Below are 16,735 nucleotides of genomic sequence, written 5' to 3'. Positions count from 1 at the left end.
GCCTACGCCGCAATCCCTACCCCCTTCAACCATTCCCGCTGTCCGCCGACGAAGCCCTCGTACAGCCGCGCCAGTTCCGCGACGTTCTCGGCGTCCGTTTGCAGCTCCGCGCCATCACGGCGGAGCTTCTTGCCGCGTTCACGCAGCACCGTCCACGCGAACGGCGGCGGCTCCGCGCCGCGCGCCTCAGCGAGCAGGAACAGCCGCTCCAGCAGGCCGACCACCACGCCGGTCCCCAGCACCGGCGACGCCAGTTGCCGGATCCCCGGATCGAAGCGGTTGCGCTCCAGCACCGCGGCGTTGAAGCGCGCCACGCGCCGGGCGTCGATGCCCTCGGGCACCGGCACCACGGCGCCGCCGAGCAGTGCGATGGTGCGCAGCACCTCCTCAAGACCATGCGTCTTCAGGTCGGCGAGCAGCGCGTCCAGCGTCCGCGGGCCGCCGGTCAGCGCCTCGGCCAGCGGTGCGGCGGCCGGCAGGTCGATTCGGCCGGTCGGCGCGCTCACCCGCTCCGGCACCTCGCCGCGCGGCACCGCGAGGCCGACGCGCAGCGCGCGCAGCCGCTGCTCGCGCTCGGCCGGGGAGAGGCGGAGTGCGCCCTTGACGAACACGTCGCGGCGGAAGCGCTGGTCGGTCAGGTAGTCGCGCAGAGTCTCGCGCAGCGCCGGGTCCGCCGCCTCGTTCAGCAGGGCGAGTCCCTCCGCGCTGACCATGGCGTCGTCCACATGGTCGGCCAGCGTCGCCGAGGTCCCGTAGTCCAGCTTGGCGGCGGCCAGCTCGCGGGCGACGTCGGCGTGGTAGAAGGGCGTCCAGTCGCGGTTCAGGTACTCGTGCGCGATGTAGCCGTCGGACTTGCCGTCCAGGCTCTCCAGGTGGGCGAGCGCGCCCGGCACCCGGTCGAACCAGCCCTCGCCGAGGCGCGCCATGCGCGCGGCGAAGCCCAGCGCCCTGCCGATGCGGTCCGGCAGCGGGCCGGCACCGGACGCGGTGTGCTCCACCAGCAGCTTGCGCAGCGGCGTGTGCGCCGCCCAGCCGGGCAGGCAGTTGTAGCTGACGTAGACCACCCCGCCCGGCTTCAGCCGGCGGCGCAGGATGTCCAGCAGGATGCGGCGGTTGCCGGCGCTGACCCAGGTCCACACGCCGTGCAGCGCGACGATGTCGAGGTCCGGGCCGTCGCGTTCCGCGTACTCGGCGAAGCTGTCCTCCAGGAACGCGGTGTTGGTGTTGCCGGCCTTGGCCGCAAGGTCGCGGGCGTCGGCGATGTGGGCGGGCAGGAAGTCCACCGCCTCGAACCGCGCGTGCGGGTGCACGCCGGCCAGCAGGTTGCTGGTCAGCCCCTGGCCGCAGCCGAGTTCGGCGTAGCTGAACGGTTCCGACGGATCGGGCGGGCGGACTCCGGCCAGCAGCAGGGCGAAACCCAGGTGCGCCGGCGCCATCTCGGCATAGAAGGAGTGGGCGTAGGCGATGTCGTGGACGTAGCCCTCGGTCCAGCCGGCCATCTACGCCACCGCGAACAGGTCGCCGCCCTCGTCGCTTGGCGGTTCGTCGGACGCGTTCGGGTCGCCCGGCGCCGTCTCCCAGCCCAGCGCCGGCAGCGCGATGATGCGGCGGCCCATGCGGTCGTTGCGGCTGACCACGAGGTTGCGCTGCTCCATGTAGGCCAGCAGGCGCCGCGCCCGGCCGGTGGAGCGGCTGCCGCAGGCCCGCGCGATCTCGGCATCCGACGGGCAGGGCGCGCGGTCCATGGCGGCGCGGGCCAGCAGCAGGAAGACGCCCTGCAGGTCCTCGGCCAGCTCGGCGGCGCAGGCCGTCGCCTTCTCCCAGTCGGGGCTGTCGCCGGCTTGCGCGTCGACGCCGGCGCGCACGGTGGCGAGGCGGCGGCGGAAGGCCGGCAGGTCGAGCGGCTTGCCGCGCAAATTGTGGATCCGGCAGCGCACCAGGAAGTCCTGGTACAGCACCGCCACCGAACGGAACGACGCCTCCGGGTCGGCCAGCACCTGGCGCAGGATCTCGTCCAGGACCGGGCCCTGGTCCTCGGCCGGCTCCTCCTCGGCCGCGGCGGCCATGGCGGCGGGGCGGGCCTGCACCAGCTGCATGAGGATGTCGGTGGTGCTGGGCGGCGGCGGGGGCGGCGGGCGGCGCACCACCACCGGGCGGGCCGGCGGATCGGGCTCGCCGGGCTGGAGGATCAGATCGCGCGCGTCCTCGACCGGCGTCTCGGGCAGCGGCATCAGCTTCGGGCTGCCGGTGCGGCCGTGCGTCTGAACGTCGCCGATGCGGATCGGCAGGGGACGGCGCGACAACGCGGGGCCCAGCGCGATGAAGTGGCCGCGCTCCAGGTCGCGGAACGCCTCGGCTTGCCGGCGCTCCATGCCCAGCAGGTCGGCGGCGCGGGCCATGTCGATGTCCAGGAAGGTGCGCCCCATCAGGAAGTTCGACGCCTCCGCCGCCACGTTCTTGGCGAGCTTGGCGAGGCGCTGGGTGGCGATGATGCCGGCCAGCCCGCGCTTGCGGCCGCGGCACATCAGGTTGGTCATCGCGCCCAGCGAGACCTTGCGCGCCTCGTCCGACACCTCGCCGGCCGCGGCGGGGGCGAACAGCTGCGCCTCGTCCACCACCACCAGCATCGGGTACCAGGAATCGCGCTCCGCGTCGAACAGCCCGCCCAGGAAGGCGGCGGCGGCGCGCATCTGCATCTCGGTGTCCAGGCCTTCGAGGTTCAGCACGACCGACACGCGGTGCTGCCGCACCCGCCCGGCGATGCGCTGGAGCGCCGGCTCGGTGTGGTCGGCGGCCTCGACCACCACGTGGCCGAACGCCTCGGCCAGGGTGACGAAGTCGCCCTCCGGGTCGATGATCGCCTGCTGGACCCATTGCGCGCTCTGCTCGATCAGGCGGCGCAGCAGGTGCGACTTGCCGGAGCCGGAGTTGCCCTGCACCAGCAGCCGGGTCGCGAGCAGCTCCTCGAGGTCGAGCGCCGCCGGCGTCCCGGACGTCGTCGCTCCCATGTCGATGCTGACCTTCATGCGGACCCTTCTCCCTGGCGGCGGCCCAACCTATAGCGCAGATCGGGCGGCGGGCACGAGATCTGCGTGCAGTGCCGGTGTGAATGGCCGGTGTGCGTGACCTGTTCCCCACCCCCGGCGGGGTGCGGCGGATGAAACCGGATGAAACGCCATGAAACGCGATTCAGCGTGGTGTTTCATCCATTCTCAAAAGGAGAAAAATCCTAGCGCATGGCGCGCGAAAGCGCAATAGGCTGTGGCACAACGGGAATACCTGGGGAAGGGGAGGAGAGAGCATGAGCGTTTCCGTCACCATCGTCGGCGCGACCGGCTGGGTGGGCAAGGCGCTGGTGGCCGCCGTGGCGGCGGCGCCGGACCTGACGCTGGCCGGCGCCGTGGCGCGCCGGGCCGCCGGGCAGGATGCGGGCACCGTCGCCGGGCTGACGCCGCTCGGCGTGACCGTGTCGGCCTCGCTGGAGGAGGCGCTGCAGGCCCCCTGCGACGTGGTGGTCGACTACACGAAGCCGGACGTGGTGAAGGGGCACGCGCTGACCGCCGCCGCCGCCGGGCGGCACGTGGTGGTCGGCACCTCCGGCCTGACGGCGGAGGACTACGCCGAGATCGACCGGGCGGCGCGGGAGAAGGGGGTGGGCGTGCTGGCGGCCGGCAACTTCTCGATCACCGCGACGCTGATGGCGCGCTTCGCGCTGATGGCGGCGAAGTACGTGCCGGACGTGGAGGTCATCGACTACGCCTCGGCCGGCAAGCCCGACGTGCCGAGCGGCACCGGGCGCGAACTGGCCGAGCGGCTGGGCGCGGTGCGCCAGGACCCGACCTCCAAACCGGTGGGCGAACTGCGCGGCCCGCAGGAGACGCGCGGCGCCGAGATCGGCCGCACCCGCGTGCACTCCGTGCGGATGCCCGGCTTCATCCTGTCGTGCGAAGCGCTGTTCGGCCTGCCCGACGAGCGCCTGACCATCCGCCACGACGCCGGCTCCAGCGCCACGCCCTACGTGGCCGGGACGCTGCTGGCGATCCGCCGGGTGGGCGAGCAGGTCGGGCTGCGGCGCGGGCTGGACAGCTTGATGGAGTGAGCGGGCCGACTTGCCCCCACCCCTGCCCCCTCCCCCGCTTCGCAGGGGAGGGGAAAAACGGCAACAGACCCCCTCCCCTGCGTCAGTGGGGGAGGGATGGGGAGGGGGCAATGCGCTTGCCGCCCTCCATCCGCACCACCATCAGCCCGAGCGACGCGGCGCAGCCGGCGGCCACCGCCAGCGTCACGGTGGCGGCCTGCCAGTCGCCGCCGGCCTGCGAGACGATGTGGGCGATCAGCGGGGGCCCCAGGAGTTGACCGAGGTTGGAGCCCTGCAGCACCATGCCGTTGGCCGAGGCGAGGTGCTTCGGCGAGGGCGCGTGCGCCGCGGCGCCCGAGAAGCTCGCCGCCGGCAGCATCCCGCCGGCGAAGGAGAACAGCAGGCACAGCGCGTAGCGGAAGCCGTCCGGCCCGACCCCGGCGACCGCCAGCGGGGCGCTCAGCGCCATCACCGCGCTGGCGGTGGCCAGCAGCCAGCCGCGCGGCACCGCCTTGCGCATCAGCCAGCCGCCGAGGATGCAGCCCGGCACGTTGGCCAGCACCAGCAGCGCCGTCAGCAGCGTCGCCGCGGTGCCGCTCAGGCCGCGGTCCTGCATCAGGAAGCTCGGCAGCCAGACCATCAGCGAGATCCACTGGAAGGCGTAGGCGGTGAACGCCAGGGCGAAGCCCCACAGGCCGGGGCGGCCGGTCGTCTCGGCGATCAGGCGGGCGGGGTTCTGCGTGCTGCGCGCCGTCACCGGCAGGTGGCGGGTGGTCAGCGTCAGCACGGCCAAGGCCAGCAGCAGCAGCGCCAGGAGCCCCAGCCACAGCCCGCGCCAGCCGACCAGCGGCAGCGCCCAGGCGGCGAGGACCATGGCGATGGCGCTGCCGCTCGGCATGTAGATCGACCAGAGGCCGAACGCGAAGTTGCGGTCCGCCGGCGCGGTGGCGGCGAGGATCAGCGACGGCGCCGAGACGGTGACGGAAATGAACCCGACACCCTCCACCACGCGCGCCAGAAGCAGCAGCGTGCCGCTTCCCGCGGCGGCACCCAGCACGCCGCCGAGCAGCAGCGCGGCGACGCCCAGCCAGACGCCGCGGCGCTGCCCGATGGAATCGGACAGCAGGCCGAGCGCCACGCCGGCGGTGGCGCCCAGCGTCGCGAACACCGACATCACCCAGCCGCCGTCGACCAGCGACAGGCCGAGCTCGCTGCGGATCAGCGGCATGGCCGGCGGCACCTTGCCGATGCTCATGGCCGCGGCGATGCCGATGCCGATGGCGCTCGCCACCGCGGCCCACGCCGTGCGCCCGGTGGTGTGGGGCGTCATGGACGGCGCAGCGCGGCGTAGCCGATCGGACCGGGGCCCGCGGCCTTCTGGATCGAGCCGAGGCCTGCGGCCTCCTGGATCGAGCCGGCCAGCGCGCGGGCGATGCAGTCGTAGCCGAAGTCGTTGTGGTGGATGCCGTCCGGCCCGACGAGGTCGGGGATGGCCGCGTTGCTGGCCAGCACCCAGCCGCGCATCAGCGCGAAGCGGCGGAACAGGCCCACCCCCTCCTCGGCCGCGATGCGGGCGATGCGCGCCTGCATGTCGGCGTGCGCCGGCTTCTCCAGCATGGCGGGGGAGTACTGTAGATCCATCAGCACGACGTCGAGCCCGGCGGCCTTCAGCCGGCGCACGCCGTCGCGGATGATCCGCTCGGCCCCGGCCGGGTCGAGGTTGCGCAGCACCGAGTTGGCGGCGACCTGCCAGACCACGAGGTCCGGCCGCTGGTCGATCACGTCGCGCTGGAAGCGGTCCAGCATGTCGGTGCCGATCTCGCCGTTGACGCCCTTGTTGAGCACGACGACGTCGGCGCGCGGGAAGATCTGGCGCAGGTAGTGGGACAGGCGCGCGGGATAGCTGTGCGCCGCGTCGCTGGCCCCGGCCCCGGCGGTGGAGGAGGAGCCGATGGCGACGATGCGCAGCGGATCGCCGGTGGCGAGGCTGTCGGCCACGTGCGGCAGCGGCGCCGACAGCGCGGCGAGCTGGGCCGAGGCCGGGCAGGAGGGCGGTGCGGCGTGGGTGGGGGAGGACAGCAGCAGCGCGGTGGACAGCAGGACGGTGAGACGTTGCCTCATTGGCCGTTCTCCGCGGTGCGGTCGAGCATCGCGGAGATCGTCTGCGCCAACAGGCGGCCGACGCAGCCATGCACAAAGGTGAAGGCCTTCAGGTTGTCCTCCTTGGAGTCCGATCCGACGGTCACGCGCCCCTCCTCGATCCAGGTGCGCATCATCTCGTAGCGCGGAAAATGGAACACGTCATTGTTCTGTGTCACCCACTCCACATAATCCACGTAGGGCTGGAAGGTGATGAGCTGGCTGGTCTGCGGGCTGTACTGCATGTCCATGATGACGATGTCGGATCCCCGCGCGTGCGTCTGGGCGATGCCGGACGCCAGCGCCGCGCCGAAGCCGTCGAGGCCGGCGTTGCGCATCGCGTCCACGGTGCCGACCTGCCAGACCACCAGCGCCGGACGCTGCTCCGCAACCGCGGCGTCCATGGCCGGCAGCATCTCGTGCGCCGTGGCGCCCGGCAGGTTGCGCACCGCCACCGTCACCTGACGGCCGGGCAGGCGCGCCGCCAGCTCCTTTTCCAGCAGGGCGGGATAGCTGGCCTCGCCGCGCGCGGGGTTCGGCTTGGCCGTGTTGACCACCAGGATGGGGAGGGTGCCGGCCTTTTTCACCCAGCTTTGGGTGCGGGTCAGGTGTGCGTCTATGGTCAGCACGCTCTCCGGCACCGCGCAGGGATCGCCCGCCGGCTGCTGTGCGACGGCGGCGGTTGCGACCAGCAGAACGGCCGGAAGCAGGGCGGCGGCGGGCTTCATGCGCCGGAGTCCTCGAGCGCCGGGGCTGCCGGGCGCGGCGGCCGGCCGGCCGACTGGTACCAGGTGAGCACGCGTGCGGTCAAAATCATGGCGGTTATGCCGATAATTGTGACAGCAAACTGCGCAAAAAGCGAGCCGTTCACCTGCACCAGCACCGTCTGGCCGGCGAAGGACAGGAAGATGCCCAGGCAGAACACGTGCAGCGACTGCCGCCCGCACAGCACGACAGGCGCCAGCAGGCGGGAGTGCAGCCACGCGCTGTCCGGCCGCGCCACCTGCAGGACGAGGTAGGCGAGCGCCAGGAAATGCACGAGGCGCAGCGGGTCGAGGTCGGTCTTGCTGATCGGGTACAGCACCTCGCCCAGGCGCGGCGGCATGAAGGCGCCCAGCGAGGCGATCTGCCAGGACAGCGCCAGCAGCAGCGACGCCGCGACGTACGCCGCCGCCAGCAGCAGCGCCGGCAGCCGCGGCCGGGTCAGCGCTGCGGTGGCGTCGGGGAAGCGCTGCAGCACCGCGCCCAGCACGAACTGGAACTGCCAGGCGAAGGGGTTGAAGAACCACTCGCCGCCCTCGGGGTAGGTGGGCAGGTTCCAGCCGAAATGGCGGGTCAGCACGTACAGCCCGCCCGACGCCGCCAGCAATTGCATCGGCCGGCGCACCAGCACCGGCAGCAGCAGCGGCACCACCAGCAGCAGCACGATGTAGAGCGGCAGGATGTCCAGGTTGGCCGGGCGGAACTTGAGCAGCAGCGCCTGCACCAGCGCCACCGCCGGGTCGGCGAAGAAGCTGCCGATGCCCATTTCCTCGGCGAACAGCGGGTTGTCGAAGGCGCGCGTGGTGTACGCCACCTGCGCGGTAAAGCCGATGAACAGGAAGATGTACGTCAGGTACAGCGTCCAGCAGCGGTCCAGCACCTTGGCCGCCGCGAGGCCCCAGCCGCTGCGCGCGTACACCTTGGCGTACACCATCGCCGAGGTGTAGCCGGAGATGAAGACGAACACCTCCGAGGCGTCGCTCAGGCCGTAGTTGCGCGAGGTCAGCCAGGCGAACTGGTTGGCCGGGATGTGGTTCACGAAGATGAACCACAGCGCCAGCCCCCGGAAGAAGTCGAGCCGGAGGTCGCGCCCGCCCTGCTCCTGGCCCTTCATGCCCGTTCCGTCTCCCTGCCGCGCGGACGTCCGGCGTTCCTTGTGCACGCCGGACAGGGTTCCGCGTCGCCGGGCGGGCGTCAAATCATTTCGCGGCGGAGGGATCGCGGGTTGCCGGGGGCGGCACGGCGCGCTACCATGCGCCCCGGTCGGCAGTTCACCAAGGCGTCGCCGCCCCGACGAGGGGAGCTAAACCTGCCGCTTCACACCCTTCGACCGACACCTCACAACGTGCCGCGTCGGAAGTCGGCGACCACCGGCAGTCCGTCACCGGATTGGCGCGTTCTGAGGATGCAAGGATGTCCAGGACGCCACTGCCCTACACCACGGGCGACATTTCCGCGCTCGCGCGCTCGCTGCGCGCGCAACTCGCCGGACGCAGCGAACCGCCCGGCCACGTCGATCTGCTCAACATGCTGGCCCGCGCCACCGGATGCCGGAACTTCCAGCACTTCCGGGCACAGGCCACCGCTCAGACCAGACTGGAGCAGGGTCCGCCCCCGTCGCCGGCCGTCGATCACGTCAAGATCCTGAAGATCGCCCGTTGCTTCGATTCCGCCGGCTGCCTGATCCGCTGGCCGGGCAAGCTCAGCGAGCGGCAGCCGATCCTCTGGGTGCTGTGGTCGCGCTTCCCCGCCGGGGAGGTGATGAGCGAACCCGGGGTCAACGATCGGCTGCGCGCGCATCACCGCTTCGGCGACCATGTCCTGCTGCGGCGGGAGATGTGCGACCTCGGCCTGCTGTCGCGGACGCGCGACGGGCGCGAGTATCGGCGGGTCGAAAGCCGGCCGCCGGAGGACGTGCTCGCCCTGTTGGCTCATCTCAGGACGCGGGCGATGCCGGCCGCCTGAGCGCCGCGGCGGGAGCGGCCGAAGCCGTTCCCGCCGGGCTCCATTCACGCGAAGCGCTTGAAGAAGCCGCCGGCCAGCCAGCCCAGCACCGCCCAGAAGACGGCGCTGACCACGATGGACTTGGCGACGAACTGCCCGACCAGTTCCGCTGGGGCCGACGCGCCGAAGGCGTCGGGGTGCGGCGCGCCGACGGCGTGCGGCAGGACCAGCAGCGCCAGCCCCACGGGCAGCCGCCACCATCCCTTGCCGAACGCCAGCACTCCCAGCCCGCCGGCCGCTCCCAGCGCCGCGAAGGCCCACCAGGCCTGACGCGACGCCAGATCGGCGGCGATGGTGCCGGGCAGCTCCGGCGGCAGGCCGAGGGCCGGCGACAGGGTGAAGGCGGCGAAGCCGCCCAGACCCCACAGCAGCCCCTCGCGCCCCTCGACCGGCCGGCCGGACAGTGCGAAGGCACCCACCACCAGCAGCGCGAAGCCGACCCCGGTGATGAGGTTGGCCGTCGCCGTCAGCGCGGTGCGGGTGACGACGTCCTCCGCCTCGGGCTCGGCGGGGAGCGGGGCGGAATGGTCATGGCCGGTGTGGTCATGCACCCCGCCGCCGGTCTCGAACACCTCGGCCTGGAGAATCAGCGGTGTCGTGGTGACGGCCTGCAGAACGGAAACGAGGACGCCAGCCAGCAGCCCCGCGGCGAGCGCCGCGGAGAGGATCCGCCTCAACATGGCCCCGGCCTCAGTGGCAGGGGAAGGAGAAGGCGTGCCGGGCGTCGTGCGCGGCGTCGTGCAGCGCCTGCGCGTTGGCGAAGCCGGCGCCGTAGACCAGGAAGCTGCCGAGCAACATCGCCACCAGCGCGGCGGCCAGGGTCTCGGTGCGGGACAGGCTGCGGGAAGAGGAAGAAGCGGTCGTGTTGGTCATCGATGTCTCCATGTGCCGTCACACCCGACGGAGTGGATTGAGCCTCGATGGCAGGTTTCCTGGCTCGCGGGTCGTCGCCGTGTGGCCGATGCCTTCCCGGAATCTCCGGTGGCATGAGGCCGGCTCGCCGCTCACAGTTGCGGGGGCAGCCACGGGCTTGGTCCCTCGATTTGGTCGACCGCACCGTGTTCCCTATTATCCCGGCGTGGCTTGGCCGTACCGGGCACCATCGGCGCGCAGTCTGGCAGCGCGCCGCAGGCTCCGCAAGCCCGAATAAAGTCGTTGACCTTACAGGCTGCGGGGGCCTAAGTCTGCGCCCCAGCGGCATGGTTCCCGTCACCCCATAGGGGTGGGGGGTGAAAAGGGAACGCGGGAAAGGGCCTTGGCCCGGTGCCGCGGCTGCCCCCGCAACTGTGTGTGGCGAGTCGCGACGGCGAAGCGTGCCACTGGCCGGAGACGATCCCGGCCGGGAAGGCCAGCCCCCGCGGCGCTGACCCACGAGCCAGGAGACCTGCCCGGCCGCGACACGTCAACGAAGCTCCGGGCGGGGTGCACCGGTGGCGGGGCGCGATCCGCGGTACGGCTCGTTCTCTTCCACGCTCCCCAGGCGCTTCCGGCCAGTGAAGGAAGAGTCCATGGGCGAGAAGCTCGGCGTCATGATCTGCGGCCACGGCAGCCGCGACGCGCAGGCGGTGGCCGAATTCGCCGCGGTGGCGCACACGCTCGCCCACCAGCTCCCCTACGAGCACGTCGAGCACGGCTACCTGGAGTTCGCGCGGCCGGTGCTGCGCGAAGGGCTGGACAAGCTGGTGGCGGCCGGCTGCACCCGCATCCTGGCGGTGCCGGCCATGCTGTTCGCCGCCGGGCACGCCAAGAACGACATCCCCTCGGTGCTGAACGCCTACGCCGCCGAGAAGCCGGGGCTGACCATCGACTACGGCCGCGAGCTGGCCATCGACCTGAAGATGCTGCACGCCGCCGGCGACCGCGTGGCCGAGGCGCTGGCGGCGGCCGGCGACGGCGTGTCGCGGCACGAGACGCTGCTGGTGGTGGTCGGCCGCGGCTCGTCGGACCCCGACGCCAACTCCAACGTCGCCAAGGTCACCCGCATGCTGTGGGAGGGGATGGGCTTCGGCTGGGCCGAGACCGCCTACTCCGGCGTCACCTTCCCGCTGGTCGAGCCGGGGCTGGAGCACGCCGCACGGCTCGGCTACAAGCGCATCGTGGTGTTCCCGTACTTCCTGTTCACCGGCATCCTGGTGCGCCGCATCTACGACGCGACCGACGCCGTGGCGGCGCGCCACCCGGACATCGAGTTCGTCAAGGCGCCCTACCTCAACGACCACCCCATGGTGCTGGAGACCATGCGCGACCGCGTCCGGGAGATCCTGGACGGCACCGGCAACATGAACTGCCAGATGTGCAAGTACCGCGAGGCCTTCCTGGGCTTCGAGGACGAGGTCGGTCTGCGCCAGGAAAGCCACCACCACCACGTCGAGGGCATCGGCGTGGACGGTGACGACGATCACGATCACGATCACCACCACCACGATCACGACGGCCACCATCACCATCACCACGGCCACGGCCACGGCCATCATCATCATGACCATGGGCACGACCATGATCACGATCATCACCACGGCCACGGGCATGACCACGGGCATGACCACGGCCACGGGCACCACCCGTACCCGCACGCCGACCATCCCCTGGGGCCGCGCAGCCTGACGCGGTCGGGCGCCGATGGCGACTGATCAGCCCGCCGCGCTGGACTACCTGCGCGATCCCGACGCCATCTACCGCCGGTCCTTCGCCACCATCCGGGCGGAGGCCGACCTGACGCGCTTCCCCGCGGACGTGGCGGAGCTGGTCATCCGCCTGATCCACACCTGCGGCATGGTCGATCTGGCGGACGACGTCGCGTTCTCCGCCGACGTGGTGGCGCAGGGCCGCGCCGCGCTGCGCGCCGGGGCGCCGATCCTGGTGGACGCGCAGATGGTGGGCGCCGGCATCACGGCGCGCCTGCTGCCGGCGAAGAACCGCATCCTCTGCCACCTGCACGACGCCGCGGTGCCGGGGCTGGCGCGCGCCATCGGCACGACCCGCTCGGCCGCCGCTGTCGACCGCTGGCTGCCGGAGCTGGACAGCGCCGTGGTCGCCATCGGCAACGCGCCGACCGCGCTGTTCCGCCTGCTGGAGCTGATCGACGCCGGGGCGCCGCGCCCGGCGGCGGTGCTGGCCTTCCCGGTCGGCTTCGTCGGCGCCGCCGAGTCCAAGGCGGAACTGGCCGGCAACCCGCGCGGCCTGTCCTTCGCCACCGTGCGCGGCCGGCGCGGCGGCAGCGCGCTGGCGGCGGCGGCGGTCAACGCGCTGGCGGCGGGGCTCGGCACGTGAGCGAACCCTGGCTCACCATCATCGGCATCGGCGAGGACGGCGTCGGCGGCCTGTCCGAGGCGGCGCTGCGCGCCATCACCGTGGCCGAGGTGCTGGTCGGCGGCGAGCGCCACCTCGCCATGCTGCCCGAGCACGAGGCGGAGCGGCTGCCCTGGCCGTCTCCGTTCGACGCGCTGATCGACACGCTGGAGCGCCGCCGCAACGCCCGCGTCGTCGTGCTGGCGAGCGGCGACCCGATGCTGTACGGCGTCGGCACGACGCTGCTGAACCATTTCCCCATCGCGGAAACCGTGGTGATGCCGGCGCCGAGCGCCTTCGCGCTGGCCTGCGCGCGGCTCGGCTGGGCGCGGGCGGAGGTGGAGTGCCTGACGCTGCACGGCCGCCCGGTCGAGCTGCTGCACCCCGCCTTGCACCCCGGCGCCCGCATCCTGGCGCTGAGCGCCGACGGCACCACGCCGGCGGCGGTGGCGGCGCTGCTGCGCGGGCGCGGCTACGGCCCGAGCCGGATCACGGTGCTGGAGCGCATGGGCCATCCCGTCCTGGAGACGCGCGTCGCCGGCACCGCCGCGGACTGGGTGGAACAGCCGCACGCCGCCCTGAACACCATCGCCATCGAGTGCGTCGCCGAGCCCGGCGCCGCGCTGCTGCCGCGCACGCCCGGCCTGCCCGACGACGCCTTCCGCCACGACGGCCAGCTCACCAAGCGCGAGGTGCGCGCGGTGACCCTCTCCGCGCTGCTGCCCGTGCCGGGGCAGTGCCTGTGGGACGTCGGGGCCGGCTGCGGCTCCGTCGCCATCGAGTGGATGCGGGCCGCCCCGCGCGCCCGCGCCGTCGCCGTCGAGCCACGCGCCGACCGGCTGGCGCTGATCGCGGAGAACGCCGCGGCGCTGGGCGTGCCGGGGCTGAAAATCGTCGAAGGCACGGCGCCGGCCGCGCTGAACGCCCTGCCGACGCCGGACGCCGTGTTCGTCGGCGGCGGCATCACCGCTCCCGGCGTCGTCGAGGCGTGCTGGGAGGCGCTGCCTCCCGGCGGCCGCTTCGTCGCCAACGCGGTGACGCTGGAGGGCGAGCGGGCGCTGATCGGCCTTTACGGGACGCTCGGCGGCAGCCTGACGCAGCTCTCGGTGAGCCGCGCCGCCGACCTCGGCGGCTTCACCGGATGGAAGCCGTTCCGTCCGGTGACGCAGCTGGCGGTGATCAAGCCATGACCGGCACCCTGTACGGGTTGGGCGTCGGCCCCGGCGACCCGGAGCTGGTGACGCTGAAGGCGCTGCGAATCCTGCGCGCCTGCCCGGTGATCGCCTACCTCGCCGCCAACGAGAGCGACAGCTTCGCGCGCTCCATCGTCGCGGAGCACCTGCCGGGCGGGCAGACCGAACTCGCCATCCGCATCGACATGAGCGCCCCCGCGTCGGATGGGCAGGCGATCTACGACCGCGCCGCCGAGGAACTGGCCGTCCATCTGGCATCCGGCCGCGACGTGGCGGTGCCCTGCGAGGGCGATCCGTTCTTCTACGGCTCGTTCCAATACCTGTTCACCCGGCTGGCCGGGCGCTTCCCGGTGCGGGTGGTGCCGGGCGTCAGCTCGCTGACGGCGACCGCCGCCGCGGTGCCGGTGCCGCTGACCTCGCGCAACGACGTGCTGACGGTGCTGCCGGCGCCGCTGGACGCCGCGGTCCTGAAGGCGCGGCTGGCCGTCGCCGACGCCGCCGCGGTGATGAAGCTCGGCCGCCACTTCGACAAGGTGCGCGCCGTCATCGACGAGCTGGGCCTCACGGCGCGCGCGCTGTACGTCGAGCGCGCCGGCCTGCCGGAGCAGCGCGTGCTGCCGCTGGCCGAGGTCCGGCCGCCGGTTCCCTATTTCTCCATGATCCTGGTTCCGCGATGAAAGCACCGGTCTTCGTCGTCCTCTCGCCGCAGGGACTCGCCACCGCGCGCAGCGCCGCCGCGGTCCTGCCCGGCTCCCGCGTGCACGGCCTCGTGTCGCGCGTGCATGGTGCCGATGCGGCGTTTTCCGACACGCTGGAGCACCTGCGCGCCCTGTTCGCCGCCGGCACGCCGATCATCGGCGTCTGTGCGGCGGGGATCCTGGTGCGGGCACTCGCCCCGGTGCTGGCCGACAAGCACGCCGAGCCGCCGGTGCTGGCGCTGGCCGAGGACGGCGAGGCGGTGGTGCCGCTGCTGGGCGGCCATCACGGCGCCAACGTCCTGGCCCGCCGCATCGCCGAGGCGTTCGGCGTGGTGGCGGCGGTGACCACCTCCGGCGACCGCGCCTTCGGCGTGGCCTTGGACGAGCCGCCGGAGGGCTGGCGCCTCGCCAACCCGCAGGACGCCAAGCCCTTCATGGCGGCGCTGCTGTCCGGCGCGTCGTGCCGGCTGGACGGCGACGCCGCGTGGCTGCGCGACACCACGCTGCCCTTCGCGCCGGATGCCGGGCATGTGCTGCGCGTCACCGAACGCGCCGCCGCCGGCGACGCCCGCACGCTGGTCTACCACCCGCCGGTGCTGGCGGTCGGCGTGGGCTGCGAGCGCGGCGCCGAACCGGCCGAGGTGACCGCCCTGGTCCGCGCCACCCTGGCCGAGGCCGGCCTCTCCGAGGGCGCGGTGGCGCTGGTGACCTCGCTGGACCTCAAGGCCGACGAGCCGGCGGTGCACGCCGCGGCGCGCGACCTGGGCGTGCCGGCGCGCTTCTTCGACGCCGCCCGGCTGGAGCAGGAGGGGCCGCGCCTCGCCACCCCCTCGGAGGTCGTGTTCGCCGAGGTCGGCTGCCACGGCGTCGCCGAGGGCGCGGCGCTCGCCGCCGCCGGGCCGCACGCGTCGCTGGTCGTGCCGAAGCGCCGCTCGGCGCGCGCCACCTGCGCCGTGGCGCTGGCGCCGCTGCCCATCGATCCGGCCGCCGCGGGCCGGGCGCGCGGGCGGGTGTCCATCGTCGGCATGGGACCCGGCACGTCGGACTGGCGCACGCCGGAGGCGGAGCGCTGGCTGAGCGAGGCGACCGACCTCGTCGGTTACCACCTGTACCTCGACCTGCTGGGGCCGGCGGCCGAGGGCAAGCGCCGGCACGGCTATGAACTGGGGGCCGAGACCGAGCGCTGCCGCATCGCGCTGAACCTCGCCGCCGAGGGCCTGAACGTCGCCCTGGTGTCGAGCGGCGACGCCGGCATCTACGCCATGGCGACGCTGGTCTTCGAGCTGATCGACAGGGAGGGCGTGGACGCCTGGACGCGCGTCGAGGTGGCGGTGACGCCGGGCATCTCGGCGCTGCAGGCCGCCGCGGCGCGGGCCGGGGCACCGCTCGGGCACGATTTCTGCACCATCTCGCTGTCCGACCTGCTGACGCCGTGGGAGGTGATCGAGACCCGCATCCGCGCCGCGGCGGCGGGGGACTTCGTGGTCGCCATCTACAACCCGGTCTCGCAGCGCCGCACCACGCAGCTGGGCGAGCTACGCCGCGTCTTCCTGGAGCACCGGCCGACCGCGACGCCGGTCATCCTCGCCCGCAACCTGGGGCGCGAGGGGGAGACGATCCGGCTGACGACGCTGGGCGAATTGGACGCGAGCCAAGTCGATATGCTGACGCTGGTGATGATCGGTTCCAGTGAGACGCGCACCGTGCCGCGCGGCGACGGCGGGACGTGGATCTACACGCCGCGCGGATATGCGGCCAAGCGGGAAGGCTGAGCGATGACCGTCCACTTCATCGGCGCCGGTCCGGGGGCCGCCGACCTCATCACCGTGCGCGGGCGCGACCTGATCGCCAAGTGCCCGGTCTGCCTGTACGCCGGCTCGCTGGTGCCGGAGGAGGTGGTGGGCTACGCGCCGCCGGGGGCGCGCGTGGTCGACACCGCGCCGCTGCACCTCGACGAGATCATCGCCGAGATCCAGGCCGCGCACGCCGAGGGCAAGGACGTGGCGCGCGTCCACTCCGGCGACCCGTCGATCTACGGCGCCATCGCCGAGCAGATGCGGCGTCTCGCCGACCTCGGCATCCCCTACGACGTGACGCCGGGCGTGCCGGCCTTCGCGGCGGCGGCGGCGGTGCTGGCGACCGAGCTGACGCTGCCCGAGGTGGCGCAGACCATCATCCTGACGCGCACCGCCATGAAGTCCTCGCCCATGCCGCCGGGCGAGGAGCTGTCGGCGCTGGGCGCCTCGCGCGCCACGCTGGCGATCCACCTGTCGGTGCGCAACCTCGACCATGTGGTGGGAGAGCTGTCGCCGCACTACGGCGCCGACTGCCCGGTGGCGGTGGTCTACCGCGCCACGTGGCCGGACCAGCGGGTGATCCGCGGAACGCTGCAGGACATCCGCGCCAAGGTCCGCGAGGCCAAGCTGACCCGCACCGCGCTGGTGCTGGTCGGCCGCGTGCTCGACGCGCACGGCTTCCGCGACAGCGCGCTGTACGACCCCCAGCACGTGCACGTGCTGCGGCCGGAGCGGAAGTAATCTCCCTCCCCCATCCCCGATGGGGGAGGGGCGGGG

Annotated in this window: 16 protein-coding genes and 2 riboswitches; of the genes, 8 read left to right on the top strand and 8 right to left on the bottom strand. The window is 72.9% G+C overall.

The genetic code is table 11. The annotated features are described in order from the left end of the window. Positions 1 to 2: 2 nt before the first annotated feature. A complete protein-coding gene (locus tag TSO221_RS00080; RefSeq protein WP_109116444.1) occupies positions 3 to 1,499 on the bottom strand; it encodes a methyltransferase regulatory domain-containing protein in 1,497 nt (498 codons plus the stop codon). Further along, on the bottom strand, positions 1,500 to 3,026 hold the full coding sequence (locus TSO221_RS00075) for an ATP-binding protein (RefSeq protein ID WP_109116443.1): 1,527 nt from the start codon (positions 3,024 to 3,026) through the stop codon (positions 1,500 to 1,502). Positions 3,027 to 3,301: 275 nt separating this feature from the next. Between TSO221_RS00075 and dapB the strand changes: the two genes are divergently transcribed. Beyond that, positions 3,302 to 4,099: a 4-hydroxy-tetrahydrodipicolinate reductase gene (gene dapB / locus TSO221_RS00070; protein ID WP_109116442.1), complete on the top strand. Its 798-nt coding sequence runs from the start codon at positions 3,302 to 3,304 to the stop codon at positions 4,097 to 4,099. Between the two features lie 82 nt (positions 4,100 to 4,181). On the opposite strand, the gene TSO221_RS00065 is transcribed toward dapB, so the two are convergent. The 4 genes from TSO221_RS00065 to TSO221_RS00050 are packed head-to-tail and all read right to left on the bottom strand — an operon-like array spanning position 4,182 to position 8,093. Continuing rightward, a complete protein-coding gene (locus TSO221_RS00065; protein WP_109116441.1) occupies positions 4,182 to 5,408 on the bottom strand; it encodes an MFS transporter in 1,227 nt (408 codons plus the stop codon). After that, a complete protein-coding gene (locus TSO221_RS00060) occupies positions 5,405 to 6,199 on the bottom strand; it encodes an SGNH/GDSL hydrolase family protein (protein WP_109116440.1) in 795 nt (264 codons plus the stop codon). The genes TSO221_RS00065 and TSO221_RS00060 overlap by 4 nt, the downstream gene beginning before the upstream one ends. Beyond that, a complete protein-coding gene (locus TSO221_RS00055; protein ID WP_109116439.1) occupies positions 6,196 to 6,945 on the bottom strand; it encodes an SGNH/GDSL hydrolase family protein in 750 nt (249 codons plus the stop codon). Before TSO221_RS00055 ends, TSO221_RS00060 begins: the two co-directional genes overlap by 4 nt. Next, positions 6,942 to 8,093: an OpgC domain-containing protein gene (locus TSO221_RS00050; RefSeq protein WP_109116438.1), complete on the bottom strand. Its 1,152-nt coding sequence runs from the start codon at positions 8,091 to 8,093 to the stop codon at positions 6,942 to 6,944. Before TSO221_RS00050 ends, TSO221_RS00055 begins: the two co-directional genes overlap by 4 nt. A 299-nt stretch (positions 8,094 to 8,392) precedes the next feature. On the opposite strand from TSO221_RS00050, the gene TSO221_RS00045 reads away from it, so the two are divergent. After that, positions 8,393 to 8,944: a DUF2087 domain-containing protein gene (locus TSO221_RS00045; protein ID WP_109116437.1), complete on the top strand. Its 552-nt coding sequence runs from the start codon at positions 8,393 to 8,395 to the stop codon at positions 8,942 to 8,944. Positions 8,945 to 8,988: 44 nt separating this feature from the next. Here TSO221_RS00045 and TSO221_RS00040 read toward each other — a convergent pair whose 3' ends face one another. Together TSO221_RS00040 and TSO221_RS00035 are read right to left on the bottom strand one after the other, a co-directional pair. Then, the gene (locus tag TSO221_RS00040; protein WP_109116436.1) at positions 8,989 to 9,663 is read right to left on the bottom strand and encodes a CbtA family protein; all 675 of its coding nucleotides are present in this window, start codon (positions 9,661 to 9,663) and stop codon (positions 8,989 to 8,991) included. 10 nt (positions 9,664 to 9,673) lie between these two features. Further along, complete coding sequence (locus tag TSO221_RS00035) at positions 9,674 to 9,856, bottom strand: CbtB domain-containing protein (protein ID WP_109116435.1); 183 nt, start codon at positions 9,854 to 9,856, stop codon at positions 9,674 to 9,676. A gap of 31 nt (positions 9,857 to 9,887) precedes the next feature. Then, positions 9,888 to 10,102: riboswitch (cobalamin riboswitch) on the bottom strand. A gap of 64 nt (positions 10,103 to 10,166) precedes the next feature. Then, positions 10,167 to 10,390, top strand: a riboswitch (cobalamin riboswitch). Positions 10,391 to 10,491: 101 nt separating this feature from the next. On the opposite strand from TSO221_RS00035, the gene TSO221_RS00030 reads away from it, so the two are divergent. The 6 genes from TSO221_RS00030 to cobM are packed head-to-tail and all read left to right on the top strand — an operon-like array spanning position 10,492 to position 16,699. Continuing rightward, positions 10,492 to 11,613: a sirohydrochlorin chelatase gene (locus TSO221_RS00030; protein WP_109116434.1), complete on the top strand. Its 1,122-nt coding sequence runs from the start codon at positions 10,492 to 10,494 to the stop codon at positions 11,611 to 11,613. After that, complete coding sequence (locus TSO221_RS00025) at positions 11,603 to 12,253, top strand: precorrin-8X methylmutase (RefSeq protein ID WP_109116433.1); 651 nt, start codon at positions 11,603 to 11,605, stop codon at positions 12,251 to 12,253. The genes TSO221_RS00030 and TSO221_RS00025 overlap by 11 nt, the downstream gene beginning before the upstream one ends. Then, positions 12,250 to 13,461 carry a precorrin-6y C5,15-methyltransferase (decarboxylating) subunit CbiE gene (gene cbiE, locus TSO221_RS00020; RefSeq protein ID WP_109116432.1) on the top strand — a complete coding sequence of 404 codons (1,212 nt, stop codon included), beginning with the start codon at positions 12,250 to 12,252 and terminating at the stop codon, positions 13,459 to 13,461. The genes TSO221_RS00025 and cbiE overlap by 4 nt, the downstream gene beginning before the upstream one ends. Then, entirely contained in the window at positions 13,458 to 14,141 is a 684-nt protein-coding gene (gene cobI, locus TSO221_RS00015) for a precorrin-2 C(20)-methyltransferase (RefSeq protein WP_109116431.1), read from the top strand. Before cbiE ends, cobI begins: the two co-directional genes overlap by 4 nt. Next, positions 14,138 to 15,934 carry a precorrin-3B C(17)-methyltransferase gene (cobJ, locus tag TSO221_RS00010; RefSeq protein WP_109116430.1) on the top strand — a complete coding sequence of 599 codons (1,797 nt, stop codon included), beginning with the start codon at positions 14,138 to 14,140 and terminating at the stop codon, positions 15,932 to 15,934. Before cobI ends, cobJ begins: the two co-directional genes overlap by 4 nt. A 3-nt stretch (positions 15,935 to 15,937) precedes the next feature. Next, a complete protein-coding gene (gene cobM, locus TSO221_RS00005; protein WP_109116429.1) occupies positions 15,938 to 16,699 on the top strand; it encodes a precorrin-4 C(11)-methyltransferase in 762 nt (253 codons plus the stop codon). Positions 16,700 to 16,735 lie beyond the last annotated feature (36 nt).

Source organism: Azospirillum sp. TSO22-1 (genome assembly GCF_003116015.1).
In the GTDB taxonomy this organism is placed as follows: Bacteria; Pseudomonadota; Alphaproteobacteria; order Azospirillales; family Azospirillaceae; genus Azospirillum.
This window is presented reverse-complemented; position numbering and strand designations above follow the sequence as displayed.

Coding starts and splice junctions, on each gene's coding strand:
- TSO221_RS00025 (WP_109116433.1), top strand. CDS start 11,603: ATGGCGACTGATCAGCCCGCCGCGCTGGACTACCTGCGCGATCCCGAC.
- dapB (WP_109116442.1), top strand. CDS start 3,302: ATGAGCGTTTCCGTCACCATCGTCGGCGCGACCGGCTGGGTGGGCAAG.
- TSO221_RS00080 (WP_109116444.1), bottom strand. CDS start 1,499: ATGGCCGGCTGGACCGAGGGCTACGTCCACGACATCGCCTACGCCCAC.
- TSO221_RS00035 (WP_109116435.1), bottom strand. CDS start 9,856: ATGACCAACACGACCGCTTCTTCCTCTTCCCGCAGCCTGTCCCGCACC.
- TSO221_RS00030 (WP_109116434.1), top strand. CDS start 10,492: ATGGGCGAGAAGCTCGGCGTCATGATCTGCGGCCACGGCAGCCGCGAC.
- TSO221_RS00060 (WP_109116440.1), bottom strand. CDS start 6,199: ATGAGGCAACGTCTCACCGTCCTGCTGTCCACCGCGCTGCTGCTGTCC.
- TSO221_RS00040 (WP_109116436.1), bottom strand. CDS start 9,663: ATGTTGAGGCGGATCCTCTCCGCGGCGCTCGCCGCGGGGCTGCTGGCT.
- TSO221_RS00075 (WP_109116443.1), bottom strand. CDS start 3,026: ATGAAGGTCAGCATCGACATGGGAGCGACGACGTCCGGGACGCCGGCG.
- TSO221_RS00055 (WP_109116439.1), bottom strand. CDS start 6,945: ATGAAGCCCGCCGCCGCCCTGCTTCCGGCCGTTCTGCTGGTCGCAACC.
- cobM (WP_109116429.1), top strand. CDS start 15,938: ATGACCGTCCACTTCATCGGCGCCGGTCCGGGGGCCGCCGACCTCATC.
- TSO221_RS00045 (WP_109116437.1), top strand. CDS start 8,393: ATGTCCAGGACGCCACTGCCCTACACCACGGGCGACATTTCCGCGCTC.
- TSO221_RS00050 (WP_109116438.1), bottom strand. CDS start 8,093: ATGAAGGGCCAGGAGCAGGGCGGGCGCGACCTCCGGCTCGACTTCTTC.
- cobJ (WP_109116430.1), top strand. CDS start 14,138: ATGAAAGCACCGGTCTTCGTCGTCCTCTCGCCGCAGGGACTCGCCACC.
- TSO221_RS00065 (WP_109116441.1), bottom strand. CDS start 5,408: ATGACGCCCCACACCACCGGGCGCACGGCGTGGGCCGCGGTGGCGAGC.
- cobI (WP_109116431.1), top strand. CDS start 13,458: ATGACCGGCACCCTGTACGGGTTGGGCGTCGGCCCCGGCGACCCGGAG.